Origin of the sequence: Klebsiella sp. C239 (assembly GCF_048822715.1) — a bacterium.
GTDB classification, from domain to species: Bacteria; Pseudomonadota; Gammaproteobacteria; order Enterobacterales; family Enterobacteriaceae; genus Klebsiella; species Klebsiella quasipneumoniae.
The window spans coordinates 515,736-528,659 of record NZ_JBMEZK010000002.1; the positions used below are offsets into that span (position 1 = coordinate 515,736).

The 12,924-nt window shown below is 52.5% G+C and carries 15 protein-coding genes; 9 read left to right on the plus strand and 6 right to left on the minus strand.

Going from position 1 to position 12,924, the window contains the following annotated elements; all coding sequences use genetic code 11:
* Positions 1–272: 272 nt before the first annotated feature.
* Together ACOI6Z_RS07670 and ACOI6Z_RS07675 are read right to left on the minus strand one after the other, a co-directional pair.
* Positions 273–461, minus strand: coding sequence for a hypothetical protein (locus ACOI6Z_RS07670; RefSeq protein ID WP_065762096.1), 189 nt, complete (start codon positions 459–461; stop codon positions 273–275).
* Positions 462–526: 65 nt separating this feature from the next.
* Entirely contained in the window at positions 527–2,332 is a 1,806-nt protein-coding gene (locus ACOI6Z_RS07675) for a recombinase family protein (RefSeq protein ID WP_420687161.1), read from the minus strand.
* Positions 2,333–2,421: 89 nt separating this feature from the next.
* Here ACOI6Z_RS07675 and ACOI6Z_RS07680 point away from each other — a divergent pair, with 89 nt between their 5' ends.
* From ACOI6Z_RS07680 to ACOI6Z_RS07705, 6 genes are all read left to right on the plus strand, one after another.
* Positions 2,422–3,123: a YggS family pyridoxal phosphate-dependent enzyme gene (locus tag ACOI6Z_RS07680; RefSeq protein WP_004205181.1), complete on the plus strand. Its 702-nt coding sequence runs from the start codon at positions 2,422–2,424 to the stop codon at positions 3,121–3,123.
* Between the two features lie 20 nt (positions 3,124–3,143).
* Positions 3,144–3,710, plus strand: a complete 567-nt coding sequence (locus ACOI6Z_RS07685) for a YggT family protein (RefSeq protein ID WP_002916613.1) — start codon at positions 3,144–3,146, stop codon at positions 3,708–3,710.
* The gene (gene yggU, locus ACOI6Z_RS07690; protein WP_004205183.1) at positions 3,707–3,997 is read left to right on the plus strand and encodes a DUF167 family protein YggU; all 291 of its coding nucleotides are present in this window, start codon (positions 3,707–3,709) and stop codon (positions 3,995–3,997) included. Before ACOI6Z_RS07685 ends, yggU begins: the two co-directional genes overlap by 4 nt.
* A 12-nt stretch (positions 3,998–4,009) precedes the next feature.
* The gene (locus ACOI6Z_RS07695; RefSeq protein WP_023290995.1) at positions 4,010–4,603 is read left to right on the plus strand and encodes an XTP/dITP diphosphatase; all 594 of its coding nucleotides are present in this window, start codon (positions 4,010–4,012) and stop codon (positions 4,601–4,603) included.
* Entirely contained in the window at positions 4,596–5,732 is a 1,137-nt protein-coding gene (gene hemW, locus ACOI6Z_RS07700; RefSeq protein ID WP_023319135.1) for a radical SAM family heme chaperone HemW, read from the plus strand. The genes ACOI6Z_RS07695 and hemW overlap by 8 nt, the downstream gene beginning before the upstream one ends.
* Before the next feature lie 304 nt (positions 5,733–6,036).
* Complete coding sequence (locus ACOI6Z_RS07705; protein ID WP_420687163.1) at positions 6,037–7,068, plus strand: TRAP transporter substrate-binding protein; 1,032 nt, start codon at positions 6,037–6,039, stop codon at positions 7,066–7,068.
* A 188-nt stretch (positions 7,069–7,256) separates the two neighbouring features.
* Here ACOI6Z_RS07705 and ACOI6Z_RS07710 read toward each other — a convergent pair whose 3' ends face one another.
* From ACOI6Z_RS07710 to trmB, 4 genes are all read right to left on the minus strand, one after another.
* The gene (locus ACOI6Z_RS07710) at positions 7,257–8,264 is read right to left on the minus strand and encodes a DUF1202 family protein (RefSeq protein WP_060590322.1); all 1,008 of its coding nucleotides are present in this window, start codon (positions 8,262–8,264) and stop codon (positions 7,257–7,259) included.
* 110 nt (positions 8,265–8,374) lie between these two features.
* Positions 8,375–9,094, minus strand: coding sequence for a DUF2884 domain-containing protein (locus ACOI6Z_RS07715; protein WP_032428990.1), 720 nt, complete (start codon positions 9,092–9,094; stop codon positions 8,375–8,377).
* A 50-nt stretch (positions 9,095–9,144) separates the two neighbouring features.
* Positions 9,145–9,471: a YggL family protein gene (locus tag ACOI6Z_RS07720; RefSeq protein WP_023291003.1), complete on the minus strand. Its 327-nt coding sequence runs from the start codon at positions 9,469–9,471 to the stop codon at positions 9,145–9,147.
* Positions 9,471–10,190: a tRNA (guanosine(46)-N7)-methyltransferase TrmB gene (trmB, locus tag ACOI6Z_RS07725; protein WP_004205192.1), complete on the minus strand. Its 720-nt coding sequence runs from the start codon at positions 10,188–10,190 to the stop codon at positions 9,471–9,473. Before trmB ends, ACOI6Z_RS07720 begins: the two co-directional genes overlap by 1 nt.
* 136 nt (positions 10,191–10,326) lie before the next feature.
* On the opposite strand from trmB, the gene mutY reads away from it, so the two are divergent.
* From mutY to mltC, 3 genes are read left to right on the plus strand one after another with little or no spacing between them, the layout of a single operon-like run.
* Positions 10,327–11,385, plus strand: coding sequence for an A/G-specific adenine glycosylase (mutY, locus tag ACOI6Z_RS07730; RefSeq protein WP_023291004.1), 1,059 nt, complete (start codon positions 10,327–10,329; stop codon positions 11,383–11,385).
* 27 nt (positions 11,386–11,412) lie between these two features.
* Positions 11,413–11,688: an oxidative damage protection protein gene (locus ACOI6Z_RS07735; protein ID WP_004105744.1), complete on the plus strand. Its 276-nt coding sequence runs from the start codon at positions 11,413–11,415 to the stop codon at positions 11,686–11,688.
* A gap of 48 nt (positions 11,689–11,736) precedes the next feature.
* Positions 11,737–12,819 carry a membrane-bound lytic murein transglycosylase MltC gene (gene mltC / locus ACOI6Z_RS07740; protein ID WP_002916629.1) on the plus strand — a complete coding sequence of 361 codons (1,083 nt, stop codon included), beginning with the start codon at positions 11,737–11,739 and terminating at the stop codon, positions 12,817–12,819.
* Positions 12,820–12,924: the final 105 nt, after the last annotated feature.

Below are 12,924 nucleotides of genomic sequence, written 5' to 3' on the forward strand. Positions count from 1 at the left end.
TTGTTCATAGTTATATTCTCCTATAAAACTATTTATACTTGTTGTCTAAAATCCCAGCATTTTGCGAAAAAAAAGATTCGTAATAAAACGTGTCACTCTAACGTCTTTGGGAAAGATGAGTGACACGTTTGTTTTGCATAAGGAATTTTTAAATATATTGTTATTCTATTTATAACTTCTTTAGAAAGAAGCTATGAAATGATTTAAATCTTGGGGAAAACTGCCAATTGAAAGGTGGGGTTTACTAAGATAATTTCATGTTCATGACTATATTATATCACATTTTTTTCGTTTGTCCCAAGTTTCTCACATTTTTTTGAATTATTTTTCATAACCCATAAGATTATTGGTGCAACGAACCACATGACCAACAACCCCCCAAGAACATAAGGGATAATCCATCCATTAATCATTACAACAAAACCTATCGCTAACACTATCGCTTCAATACGCCATTCCATCTTTAACTTCCTCCGTGAAGTATTCTTTTCTACAATTGTATTTATAAATTAATCTCAAAACAGCCTCATAATAAAACCATTCTATCCATGTTTTTTACAAGAAACTCTTTTGCTAATCTACTTACATCATCTTCTAAGTAATCTACAAAGTTTACCATGTGAGAGTAATCAATCAAACTACTACCCATCACATCAAACTCGTTATTGTATTTATAGTATCTCATCATAAATTGGTTGCAAACGAATTCAACTACATCATCTCTACTCTCAACTGAAAAGTTTACTACTACTTTACTTTCAGTTTTATTTATAATTACAACGTGTTTTATGCTTCGATATAGATAAGTAAACTCCAACATCACAAAACCAGATACAGTCTTATAAGTTATCTTCTCTACTAAACTATTTATAGATTTCTTTATCAAAGCCCTCTCTTCTACATTCGTAACGTCAGTTATCTGTTCAAGGTCTATCGCATCAAAAACAGGAACAAAGTCCTCGTCAACGTGTGATTCAATTAATGAAGTCAACTCTTCTATACGGTCTGTAACCTCCTGTAAAGCCTCTAGTGACTCTACACTAGCTCTCTTACCCAATGCCTTACGTTCATCTATGAGTCGCTTGTAATCGTTCCTGTCGCTTATACAAAGGTTTAATTCACTCTTCCATATGTCCAGTTTATTATCTACTGGTTTAGCCAACAACGCAGGTATATCTAAACCCATTAGATGTTCTAGTATAGCTTTCTCTATAGTCTGATACTTAACGTCACCTTGTTTACAACTCTTATACTCATACTTTGTCCTGCATCGTATAAAGGTAGTTCCAGCTACATACTTCCTGGAACCATCAGGCAATTTAACAGGCTTAGAGTTTTTAACTACTGTAGTCATTCCATTACATAAACCGCATTTGATTACTCCACTGAATAAATTCTTTAATACAGATGTATCACCATAAGTTAATCTAGTCCTTCCCCTTATGTTTTTAGCGACATTATCCAACATGTTATTAGCTAAGTTGAATCGATCCTTATCTACTACCACCGGATAAAACTCAGGAATTTTTTCAATGATTTCTCGCTTCACTCCCTTAATTTGTGCACTCAAACGTATATGCTCACCTATCAATCTTCTATCCCTAATCAACTTCGCTACATAAGAACCAGTCCAACTAGTATTGTTATTCTTTAATCCTTTCGTGTTTAACTCTTTCGCTATATGCCCAGATGATAGTCCATCAATGTAAGATTCGAAGATATAATCTATCGCATCTTTCATATCTTTCTTAACACCATAACTACCATTGTCATCAAACAACCATCGAGGCATTTGCTTAGTTAGTATAGTCTTGTTAAGTATTGACTTCTGTAACCTTGCCTTGTATCCATCCTTAGCTCGTTCTGATTTCAATACAGATTCATTATTCGCTCTTAACAAATAGATACCACTAATGATTGAACCGATCGGATCATCAGACTTCAATACACTATTCTCAGAAACAGAATGTATCTCTATTCCTTTACTTATAAGTGTTGATATCAAATGAGAACCAACCCAAGGGTTTAATCTAGAGAGACGGTCTAAAGAATAGACAATTAACGCAGAACCACTAGGTATTACACCAGACTCTACATCATCAACAAATCCCCTCAGTGCACCATCACCTTGTAAGTGTTCCCCCTTATATGCACTAAGTCCTTCATCCTTCAATAATGTCATCTTAGATACATCAAAGACTTCTGGCTTTGACTTCACATACTCAGTCACAACACGACTTTGATCATCCATTCCAGAACCTTGAAGTTGATGACTCGTTGAGACCCTACAGTAGAGGTGTGGTATGATTTTGCTCATCTTTGGTGGACTCATTCTTAGTGTAGATAGTCATACAATAGCAGACATTATGCTTTACACTAAGGGCTACGATTTCTTCCAGCTTCATAACTCATCCTCGGAATATGAACGATATTGCGCATAACCTGGCACAGGTCCGGGACAAAATCTCTGGTGCCGCCGCCCGTTGCGGGCGTGCGCCAGAAGAAGTGACATTGCTTGCAGTAAGTAAAACGAAACCTGCGAGCGCGATCGAAGAAGCCATCGCGGCAGGCCAGCGGGCATTTGGTGAAAACTACGTCCAGGAGGGCGTGGAGAAGATCAACCATTTCCAGCAGGCAGGCGTCAGCGGTCTGCAGTGGCACTTTATTGGCCCCCTGCAGTCCAACAAAAGCCGGCTGGTGGCCGAACATTTTGACTGGTGCCACACCGTCGATCGGTTGAAAATCGCCACCCGCCTGAACGAGCAGCGCCCGGCGCATTTACCGCCGCTGAAGGTACTGATTCAAATCAACATTAGCGATGAGCAGAGTAAATCCGGCATCCCGCTGGAAGCGCTCGATGCCTTGGCGGCGGAGATCGCTGAGTTACCTCATCTGGAGCTGCGCGGCCTGATGGCGATCCCCGCGCCTGAGTCAGAATATGTAAGGCAGTTTGCCGTCGCCCAGCAAATGGCGGTAGCATTTGCGCGGTTAAAAACGCGGTACCCCACGGTCGATACGTTGTCTCTGGGAATGTCGGACGATATGGAAGCCGCTATCGCGGCGGGAAGCACAATGGTGCGCATCGGCACGGCCATTTTTGGTGCGCGCGACTACAGCAAATAATAAGGAATCTGAGGAACGCCATGAAGACGTTGACTTTCCTGCTTTCAACGGTCATTGAGCTTTATACAATGGTCGTGTTGTTACGCGTCTGGATGCAGTGGGCGCGCTGCGACTTTTACAACCCGTTTTCGCAGTTTGTGGTAAAGGCCACGCAGCCGATTGTCGGGCCGCTGCGCCGGATCATCCCGGCAATGGGGCCGATTGACAGCGCCTCGCTGCTGGTGGCATTCATCCTCTGCGTCATCAAAGCGATCGTACTGTTTATGGTGATCACCTTCCAGCCGATCATCTGGATCTCCGCCCTGCTTATTCTGCTGAAAACCATCGGCTCGCTGATCTTCTGGGTGCTCCTGCTGATGGCGATCATGAGCTGGGTCAGCCAGGGACGCAGCCCGGTGGAGTATGTGCTGATGCAGCTGGCGGACCCGCTGCTGCGCCCTATCCGCAACCTGCTGCCGTCGATGGGCGGTATCGATTTCTCGCCGATGGTGCTGGTGCTGCTGCTGTACGTGATCAATATGGGTATCGCCGAGGTGCTGCAGGCCACCGGTAACGTACTGCTGCCGGGGCTGTGGATGGCGCTATGAGTGCCGTTGAAAGCTGCGCTGACGGGCTGGTGCTGAGGCTGTATATTCAGCCGAAGGCCAGCCGCGACAGCATCGTGGGCGTGCATGGCGACGAGCTCAAAGTCGCCATTACCGCCCCGCCCGTTGATGGCCAGGCCAATGCCCATCTGGTTAAATTTCTCGCCAAACAGTTCCGCGTCGCCAAAAGCCAGGTACTGATTGAAAAAGGCGAGCTGGGCCGCCATAAGCAAGTTAAAATCATCGCCCCACAACAGATCCCGACTGCGGTCGCGGCGCTAACTGAATAAACAGGATTCATCATGCAAAAAGTCGTCCTCGCTACCGGCAACGCCGGTAAAGTGCGCGAACTGGCCTCGCTGCTGGAAGATTTTGGTCTCGATATCGTCGCTCAGACCGAGCTGGGCGTCGAGTCTGCGGAAGAGACCGGCCTGACCTTTATTGAAAACGCGATTCTGAAGGCGCGTCATGCGGCGCAGATCACCGGCCTGCCGGCTATCGCCGACGATTCCGGTCTGGCCGTCGATGCCCTGGGCGGCGCGCCGGGCATCTACTCCGCCCGCTATGCCGGCGTCGACGCCAGCGACCAGCAGAACCTTGAGAAACTGCTCGACGCCCTGCAGGACGTGCCGGACGACCAGCGCCAGGCGCAATTCCACTGCGTACTGGTCTATCTGCGCCATGCCGAGGATCCCACGCCGCTGGTGTGCCACGGCAGCTGGCCTGGGGTGATCGCCCGGAAAGCCGCGGGTCAGGGCGGTTTCGGCTACGACCCGATCTTCTTCGTCCCGTCAGAAGGAAAAACCGCGGCCGAACTGAGCCGTGAAGAAAAGAGCGCCATTTCCCATCGCGGGCAGGCGCTGAAACTGTTACTGGAAGCATTACGTAATGGCTAATTTGCCGCCGCTGAGTCTCTATATCCATATTCCCTGGTGCGTGCAGAAGTGCCCGTACTGCGACTTTAATTCGCATGCGCTGAAAGGCGAAGTGCCGCACGATGACTACGTCCAGCATCTGCTGAACGATCTGCGGGCCGATGCGCAGTATGCCCAGGGACGGGAAATAGGCACCATTTTTATCGGCGGCGGTACGCCGAGCCTGCTGTCCGGCCCGGCCATGCAAACCCTGCTCGATGGCGTCCGCGCCTGCCTGCCGCTGGCCGCCGGGGCGGAAATCACCATGGAAGCCAACCCGGGCACCGTGGAGGCCGATCGCTTCGTTGATTACCAGCGCGCCGGGGTGAATCGCATCTCCATCGGCGTACAAAGCTTTAGCGAACCGAAGCTGCAGCGGCTGGGGCGGATCCACGGCCCGGAAGAGGCCAAACGCGCGGCACGCCTCGCCAGCGGCCTGGGCCTGCGCAGTTTCAATCTCGACCTGATGCACGGTTTGCCGGACCAGTCTCTGGAGGAGGCGCTGGACGATCTGCGTCAGGCCATTGCTCTCAACCCGCCGCATCTCTCGTGGTACCAGCTGACCATTGAGCCGAACACCTTGTTCGGCTCCCGGCCGCCGGTGCTGCCGGATGACGACGCGCTATGGGATATTTTCGAGCAGGGGCATCAGCTGCTGAGCGCCGCCGGCTACCAGCAGTACGAGACTTCCGCTTACGCCAAACCGGGCTATCAGTGTCAGCATAATCTCAATTACTGGCGCTTTGGCGACTACCTTGGCATCGGCTGCGGCGCGCACGGCAAGATAACCTTCCCGGACGGGCGCATTCTGCGTACTGCCAAAACCCGCCACCCGCGCGGCTATATGGAAGGCCGCTACCTCGAACGTCAGCATGATGTGGAAGAGGCGGATAAACCGTTTGAGTTCTTTATGAACCGTTTTCGCCTGCTGGAGGCCGCGCCGCGCGCGGAATTCCGCCGTTATACCGGTCTTGATGAAGCGGCGATCCGTCCGCAGCTGGACGCGGCGATAGCTCAGGGCTATCTGCAGGAAGACGAGCAGAACTGGCAGATCACCGAGCATGGAAAGCTGTTTTTAAATTCTCTTCTCGAACTATTCCTTAGCGAATAAATATCGTTATCCCATTCCCGCCAGGCAGAGTGCGGGAATGGGAATAACTCGATTCCTCCGCCATATATACCCTATTATATCCGACTCATTCTTATTAAATATTCCACCCTTAAATTAATTTGCATTAATTAATACAAGCCAAATATCAATCCAGCAATAAGATCGGTTATTTCCTTACCTCATTGCCAGAAAGTGTGAGTCAGGTAGCTTAAAGGTGTACGACAACAAAGATAATATGTCATACAGAAATAAAGCATGATGCTAAAGATATTGACCAATTATCCCAAGTGCATGGAGCCAACTCATGAAAAAATATCCTTTTTCTCGTTCTCTGGTAGGTATAGCTTTACTGGCCCTACTCTCCGCAGGGGCCGTCGCGGCTGAAAAAGTCACGTTAAAACTGGCTCATAACCTTGAGCGCAGCCATGTGGTGCATCAGGCGCTGGAGGAGATGTCCAGAGAGGTAAACCAGCTTTCTGACGGTAAGATGAAGATTCGTATTTACCCCAGTAGTCAGATGGGCAGCGCGCGCGAGACCATGGAGTTATTACAAAACGGCGCGCTGGATATGACCAAAGGTTCCGCCAGCGATCTGGAGTCCTTCGATAATATTTACGCCATCTATAATTTACCCTTCCTGTTTAACGACCAGAATCACTTCAATAAAGTCGTCTTCGGCGAGGTGGGCAAGGAAATAATGAACTCGACGAAAGAGAAAGGATTCTTTGCCCTTTCCGCTTATGTCGCCGGGACGCGAAGCTTTTATGCCAAAAAGCCCATTACTAAACCGGAAGATTTAAAAGGACTGAAGATCCGCGTCCAGGCCAGTCCGACAACGTTAAAAATGGTCGAATTAATGGGCGGTTCCCCGACCCCCATCTCCTTTGGTGAAGTTTATACCGCCATGCAGCAGGGGGTGGTGGACGGCGCGGAAAATAACGTTCCCTCCTGGGTGCAGACGCGCCATATCGAAATCGCGAAAGTTTTCTCTGAAGATGAGCACGCCTCCATCCCTGACTTCCTCGTTATCTCCAGCAAAACCTGGGACAAGCTGACGCCGGATCAGCAGCACATTCTGATCAAAGCGGCGAAAGCCTCAGAGATTTATCAGCAACAGCTGTGGCGGAAGATCGATGCCGATACCCGCGCGCAGGCCAAAGCCCTGGGCGGAGAAATAGTCAAAGTAGATAAAGCGCCGTTCCGCGCCGCCGTGCAGCCGCTATACGATGACTTTAAAAAAGATCCCAGCCAGGCCGCCCTGCTGATCGCGCTGATGATGATTGTTTATATCCCGCCGATCTCGCTGTTTATTCCACAGCTGCTGGGGCTGATGTAGGGTTTTGCCCAGGAGAAGGGGCTCTCCTCCCTGAGGAAAAACGAGCGTTAGCCCCCGTGCTAACGCTTCTGCCCGGGCGGCGCTTAGCGCCCTGCCCGTCAGGAAAAAATCTTCAATATCAGAACATTGTGTCATCCGACAAGCCTATACCCGCCAGGCGCAGCCGGGCCATTCCGAACCTGATTCGGCTACTTAAGGACCCCGTCGCGGCGCATCTTCTCCAGCCCCTCCTGCCAGTATTTTTCGTCGCGAGCCAAATCCCGATAGCGTATCTCCAGCGCCATCAGTTGCGCGCTCAGTTCGCCTTTTTGCTTCTGCAGCGGCGCTATCTTTTTATCGCGCGCGGCCATCTCCGCTTTGATATTTTCACTCATCTCTTTATGCTGGCGATAATAGTTACGCTTCTGCTCATTCAGCACGGCATCGCGCTCGGCGCGCAGCGGCGCAGCATCGCAAACCGCTTTTTTCTGACAGGCGGCCAGGGCGGGTTCATAGATAGTTTTGTAGTAATGATTCTCGAATTTCAGCGGATCGTTTTGCCGATCTACTTCATACATTTTTTCCAGCATCGCCTGCTGCACGTCGCTGCGATCGAGCGTCTTGCCGTTCGCATCCGTACCCCATGAACGGTTAATCTGCTCCTCTAACGCGGCGATCTCGGTTTTCAGCGCATCCTGTTGCCCTTGCAACGTCTTCATCGTGGCTTTGCTGGCGGCAAAGCTGGCGTTAATTTTGGCAAATTGCGCCATAAATTTGTGGTCATTAACGATCAGGTTTTTACTTTCATCCCCTCCGATTTCCTTCAAGGTTCTCCCGCCCCTCTTCGCCGCCATTTGCAGCGAAAAGAATTCGGTCTGCCAGCCGGAGTCTTTGGTCCCTACCGCGGTCATCATGGCGGAGAACTTTACCGGCCGCCCCCTGGTCCAGACTCGCTCATAAAAAAAGTAATCTCCCGCGACGCCGACGCAAATATAGAGATCTTCCGCGGCGGCCATATCGCCTTCCAGCATATAGGTCGCCTGATTTCCCCGGGCGTCGAGCTGCTTTAGCGTCACACTTTGCAAGCGCATAATCCCGCCAGTCTGTTCAGCAAACTGCTTTTTCACCACGTCGTCTGTTGGCGTGTTGGCATCCGCCAGCACGTAACAAGGGGAAGCGATCATCAGGACGGTGAGCGTTTTCCATGCCTCTTTCATCAGCAAATTCCTTTTATGAATACAGCAGGCATCATAAGGCGTTCGCCACCGCAGGCAGGATAAATGAAATCTGATTTTGCTACCTGCGGACGCAGGTAGCGGGATGTAACTTACTTTAACGAGCCCACCAGCGCTTTGCGGCTGTCCTCAAGGGAGACCACTCGGCTGCAGACGTCTTTACCAAACTGCTGGAAATCGGCCTCCTGGTTTTTCCACTCGTCCTGAATCGCGGTTTGCAGACCGCCGAGGCTGCCGAGAATGCCCTGCAGCGGGTTGCCGCCGCCTTTGAGCACCGCTTTCGCCCCCATCTCGTTAATGCTGTCCTGCAGAATGCCGCCCATCGCCTGATTCACCAGCTGCTGGCCGTCGGCGCGCACCTGGTCGATGGCTTTATAGTGGAAGGTCAGGCCATCGCTGCGGCGCTCAATAATGCGGTTCATCTGTTCTTTCAGCTGCGCGTCCAGCTTAGTCAGACGACCGTGCATACTGCTGTCGGCGCCGACCTGTTCGGTAATGATTTTATCCAGCGCCTTGCGGCCTTTTTCGACTCGCGAACGCGCGCCTTCGTCAATCCACGGCAGGCTGCTGCGCAGACCGGCCTGATAATCCTGGGCCTGCTCGCGCTGGGCGGCGCTGAGGGCATAGGCCTTGCCGTTAAAGGTCAGGTTACCGTCCGGTTTGATCACCAGATTGCCATTTTCCCCTTTCACCTGGACCTGCTGCGGGGTGAGGATCACATCGTCACGCGGCGTGACGCTACACTGGTAGTCTGCATGGGCAGACAAAGCGGTGACGGAGAGCGCCACCGCCAGCAGCGTTTTACGCATCATAAAACTCCCTTAAGACAAAACGGGCCGGCAGTTGCCGACCCTTGTCAAACTTAGTCCCACCAGACGTCAAAAAGTTCGCTGGTGCGCACATCCTCTAACTTACGCGCTTCCAGCCATTGGCGCACGATAGCCTGATGCTCTTCGGTACATTTACCGATCTCCTGCATGCAGATCAGCCCCTCCCAGGAGAGATAGCCGCTGCCGTCAAAGGCCAGCTTGTTCGGCTCAATCACCTCTTCGATCAGATCGTTGACCGTCTGGTCGATCTGTTCTTCGCTGGTCCCTTCCGGGAAACGCCAGGCGACGGAGAAGCCTAACTCCTGAAACTCGTCGATATGCATTTTTTTCCGCAGACGACGGCTACGATTCTTGGCCATTATTTCACCCTCTCGAACATTAAGTCCCATACGCCGTGGCCGAGACGATGGCCACGCTGTTCAAATTTGGTTACCGGGCGCGATTCCGGGCGCGGTACGTAATCGTTGCTTGCCGACTGGTTACGGTACCCTTCCAGCGAGGACATCACTTCCAGCATATGGACGGCATAGGCTTCCCAGTCGGTCGCCATATGGAAGACGCCGCCGAGCTTCAGTTTACTTTTCACCAGCTCGGCGAAAGGCGGCTGCACGATACGACGTTTATTATGGCGCGCTTTGTGCCACGGGTCAGGGAAAAACAGCTGCACCATATTCAGCGAGTTATCCGGAATCATAGTGTGCAGCACTTCCACCGCATCGTGACACATCACGCGCAGGTTTTGCACACCTTCTTCTTCGGCCGAGGCCAGACAGGCGCCGACGCCCGGGGAGTGTACTTCGATGCCGAGGAAATTCTGTTCCGGTTTGGCTTTTGCCATCGCCACCAGCGAGGCGCCCATCCCGAAGCCAATTTCGAGGGTGACCGGCGCTTCGCGGCCAAACAGGGCGGCGAAATCGAGCGGCGCATCGTTGAATTCAACGCCCATCACCGGCCAAATGTTATCCAGCGCATGCTGCTGCCCTTTCGTCAGGCGGCCCTGGCGACGGACGAAGCTACGAATACGGCGCAGCGGACGGCCGTTTTCATCAAATTCCGGAGAGATGACGTCGTTTTTCATAAAAGTTAGGTCTGCTAGTGAAAGTGTTCGGAAAACGGGCATTATCCAAAGTTACCCGGCGGATGCAAGGGTTTACAGCCACTCGGCCTTGTGCTGCAATCTGCCACCCTGTAATCGCGATCCCGGAGCCGTAGCTTTGACTTTTCTCGCCACGCAATTTTCAGCCCAGGTCCTGGACTGGTACGACAAATACGGGCGTAAAACCCTGCCCTGGCAAATCGCCAAGACGCCCTACAAAGTATGGCTCTCCGAAGTGATGTTGCAACAAACCCAGGTGACCACGGTTATCCCGTATTTTGAACGCTTTATGGCGCGTTTCCCCACGGTGGTCGATCTCGCCAACGCGCCGCTGGATGAGGTGCTGCATCTGTGGACCGGACTGGGTTACTACGCGCGGGCGCGCAACTTACACAAAGCGGCGCAGCAGGTGGCGGCGCAGCACGGCGGCGAATTCCCGCAAACTTTTGACGAAGTGGCAGCGCTTCCCGGCGTCGGGCGCTCAACGGCGGGGGCCATTTTATCCCTTTCGCTCGGTCAGCATTATCCGATTCTCGACGGCAACGTGAAGCGCGTGCTCGCCCGCTGCTATGCTGTCAGCGGCTGGCCGGGGAAAAAAGAGGTGGAAAAACGGCTGTGGGAGATCAGCGAAGCGGTCACGCCGGCGAAGGGCGTGGAGCGCTTTAACCAGGCGATGATGGACCTCGGGGCGATGGTCTGCACCCGCTCGAAGCCGAAGTGCGAACTGTGCCCGCTGAGCAACGGCTGCGTGGCCTACGCCAATCATTCATGGGCAGAATATCCGGGCAAAAAACCGAAGCAGACCATTCCGGAACGCACCGGCTATTTCCTGCTGATGCAGCACGGCGACGAGGTGTTTCTCGCCCAGCGTCCGCCGGTGGGCCTGTGGGGCGGATTGTTCTGTTTTCCGCAGTTTGCCGACGAAGCGGGCCTGCGCGAGTGGCTGGCACAGCGCCAGATTAAGGCCGATAATCTGACGCAGCTCACCGCTTTTCGCCACACTTTCAGCCATTTCCATCTGGATATTGTGCCGATGTGGCTTACAGTGCACTCATCTGGCGCATGCATGGATGAAGGCAACGCACTCTGGTATAACTTAGCGCAGCCGCCGTCGGTCGGTCTGGCGGCCCCCGTGGAGCGTTTGTTGCAACAGTTAAAAGCCGGAACGCCGGTATAAATTTTCGGCTATCAAAGAGGATTGATTATGAGCAGAACCATTTTTTGTACCTTCCTGCAGCGTGAAGCGGACGGCCAGGATTTTCAGCTGTATCCGGGCGAACTCGGGAAGCGCATTTACAACGAAATCTCCAAAGAAGCCTGGGCGCAGTGGCAGCACAAGCAGACCATGCTGATCAACGAGAAAAAGCTCAGCATGATGAACCCGGAGCACCGCAAGCTGCTGGAGCAGGAGATGGTGCAGTTCCTGTTTGAAGGGAAAGACGTGCACATCGAAGGCTATACGCCGCCGGAAAAACAGTAAGGGCCCTGCGGCCTTTTAAAAACAAACACAACACGCACGCCCGGAATGATGAAAAAATACTTAGCGCTCGCGCTGATTGCGCCGTTGCTCGTTTCGTGTTCCAGCTCCAATAAAAAAGGCGCCGAATACAACGAGGCCTGGGTCAAGGATACCAACGGTTTTGATATCCTGATGGGCCAGTTTGCCCACAACATCGAGAACATTTGGGGGTACAACGAAGTCCTGCTCGCCGGGCCGAAGGACTACGTCAAATACACCGACCAGTATCAAACCCGCAGCCACATCAACTTCGATGAAGGGACGATCACCGTCGAGACCATCGCCGGCACCGATCCGCGCGGACGACTGCGCCAGGCGATCGTCAAAACCCTGCTGATGGGCGATGACCCCAACTCCATCGACCTCTATTCCGATGTCGATGACATTCAGATCTCCAAAGAGCCGTTCCTCTATGGCCAGGTGGTGGATAACACCGGGGCATCGATTCGCTGGGAGTGGCGCGCCGCGCGCTTTGCCGACTATCTGCTGCAAACCCGCCTGAAGAGCCGCAACAACGGCCTGCGCGTGGTCTACAGCATCACCATCAACCTGGTGCCGAACCACCTCGACAAACGTGCGCATAAATACCTCGGCATGGTGCGTCAGGCTTCGCGTAAGTATGGGGTTGATGAGTCGCTGATCCTCGCGATTATGCAGACCGAATCCTCCTTTAACCCTTATGCGGTCAGCCATGCCGACGCCATGGGGCTGATGCAGGTGGTCCAGCACAGCGCCGGCAGAGACGTCTTCCGTTCCCAGGGTAAATCGGGCCTGCCAAGCCGCAGCTATCTGTTCGACCCGGCGAATAACATTGACACCGGTACCGCCTACCTGGCGATGCTGAACAATGTCTACCTCGCCGGCATCGATAACCCCACCTCGCGTCGCTACGCGGTGATCACCGCCTATAACGGCGGCGCCGGCAGCGTACTGCGGGTCTTCTCCAGCGATAAAGTCCAGGCGGCCAATATCATCAACAGCATGGCGCCAGGGGACGTCTACCAGACCCTGACCACCCGCCATCCTTCGGCGGAATCGCGCCGCTATCTGTATAAAGTTAACACGGCGCAGAAAAGCTACCGCCGTAAATAACCCCCCTCCTGACACCGGCCTCAGCCCCGCGCTGAGGCCGCGTTTTTCTGCGCCATACGGTGCAATATCTTTCGGTTTTCTGCGGCAGTTAACAGAAGCCTTCGG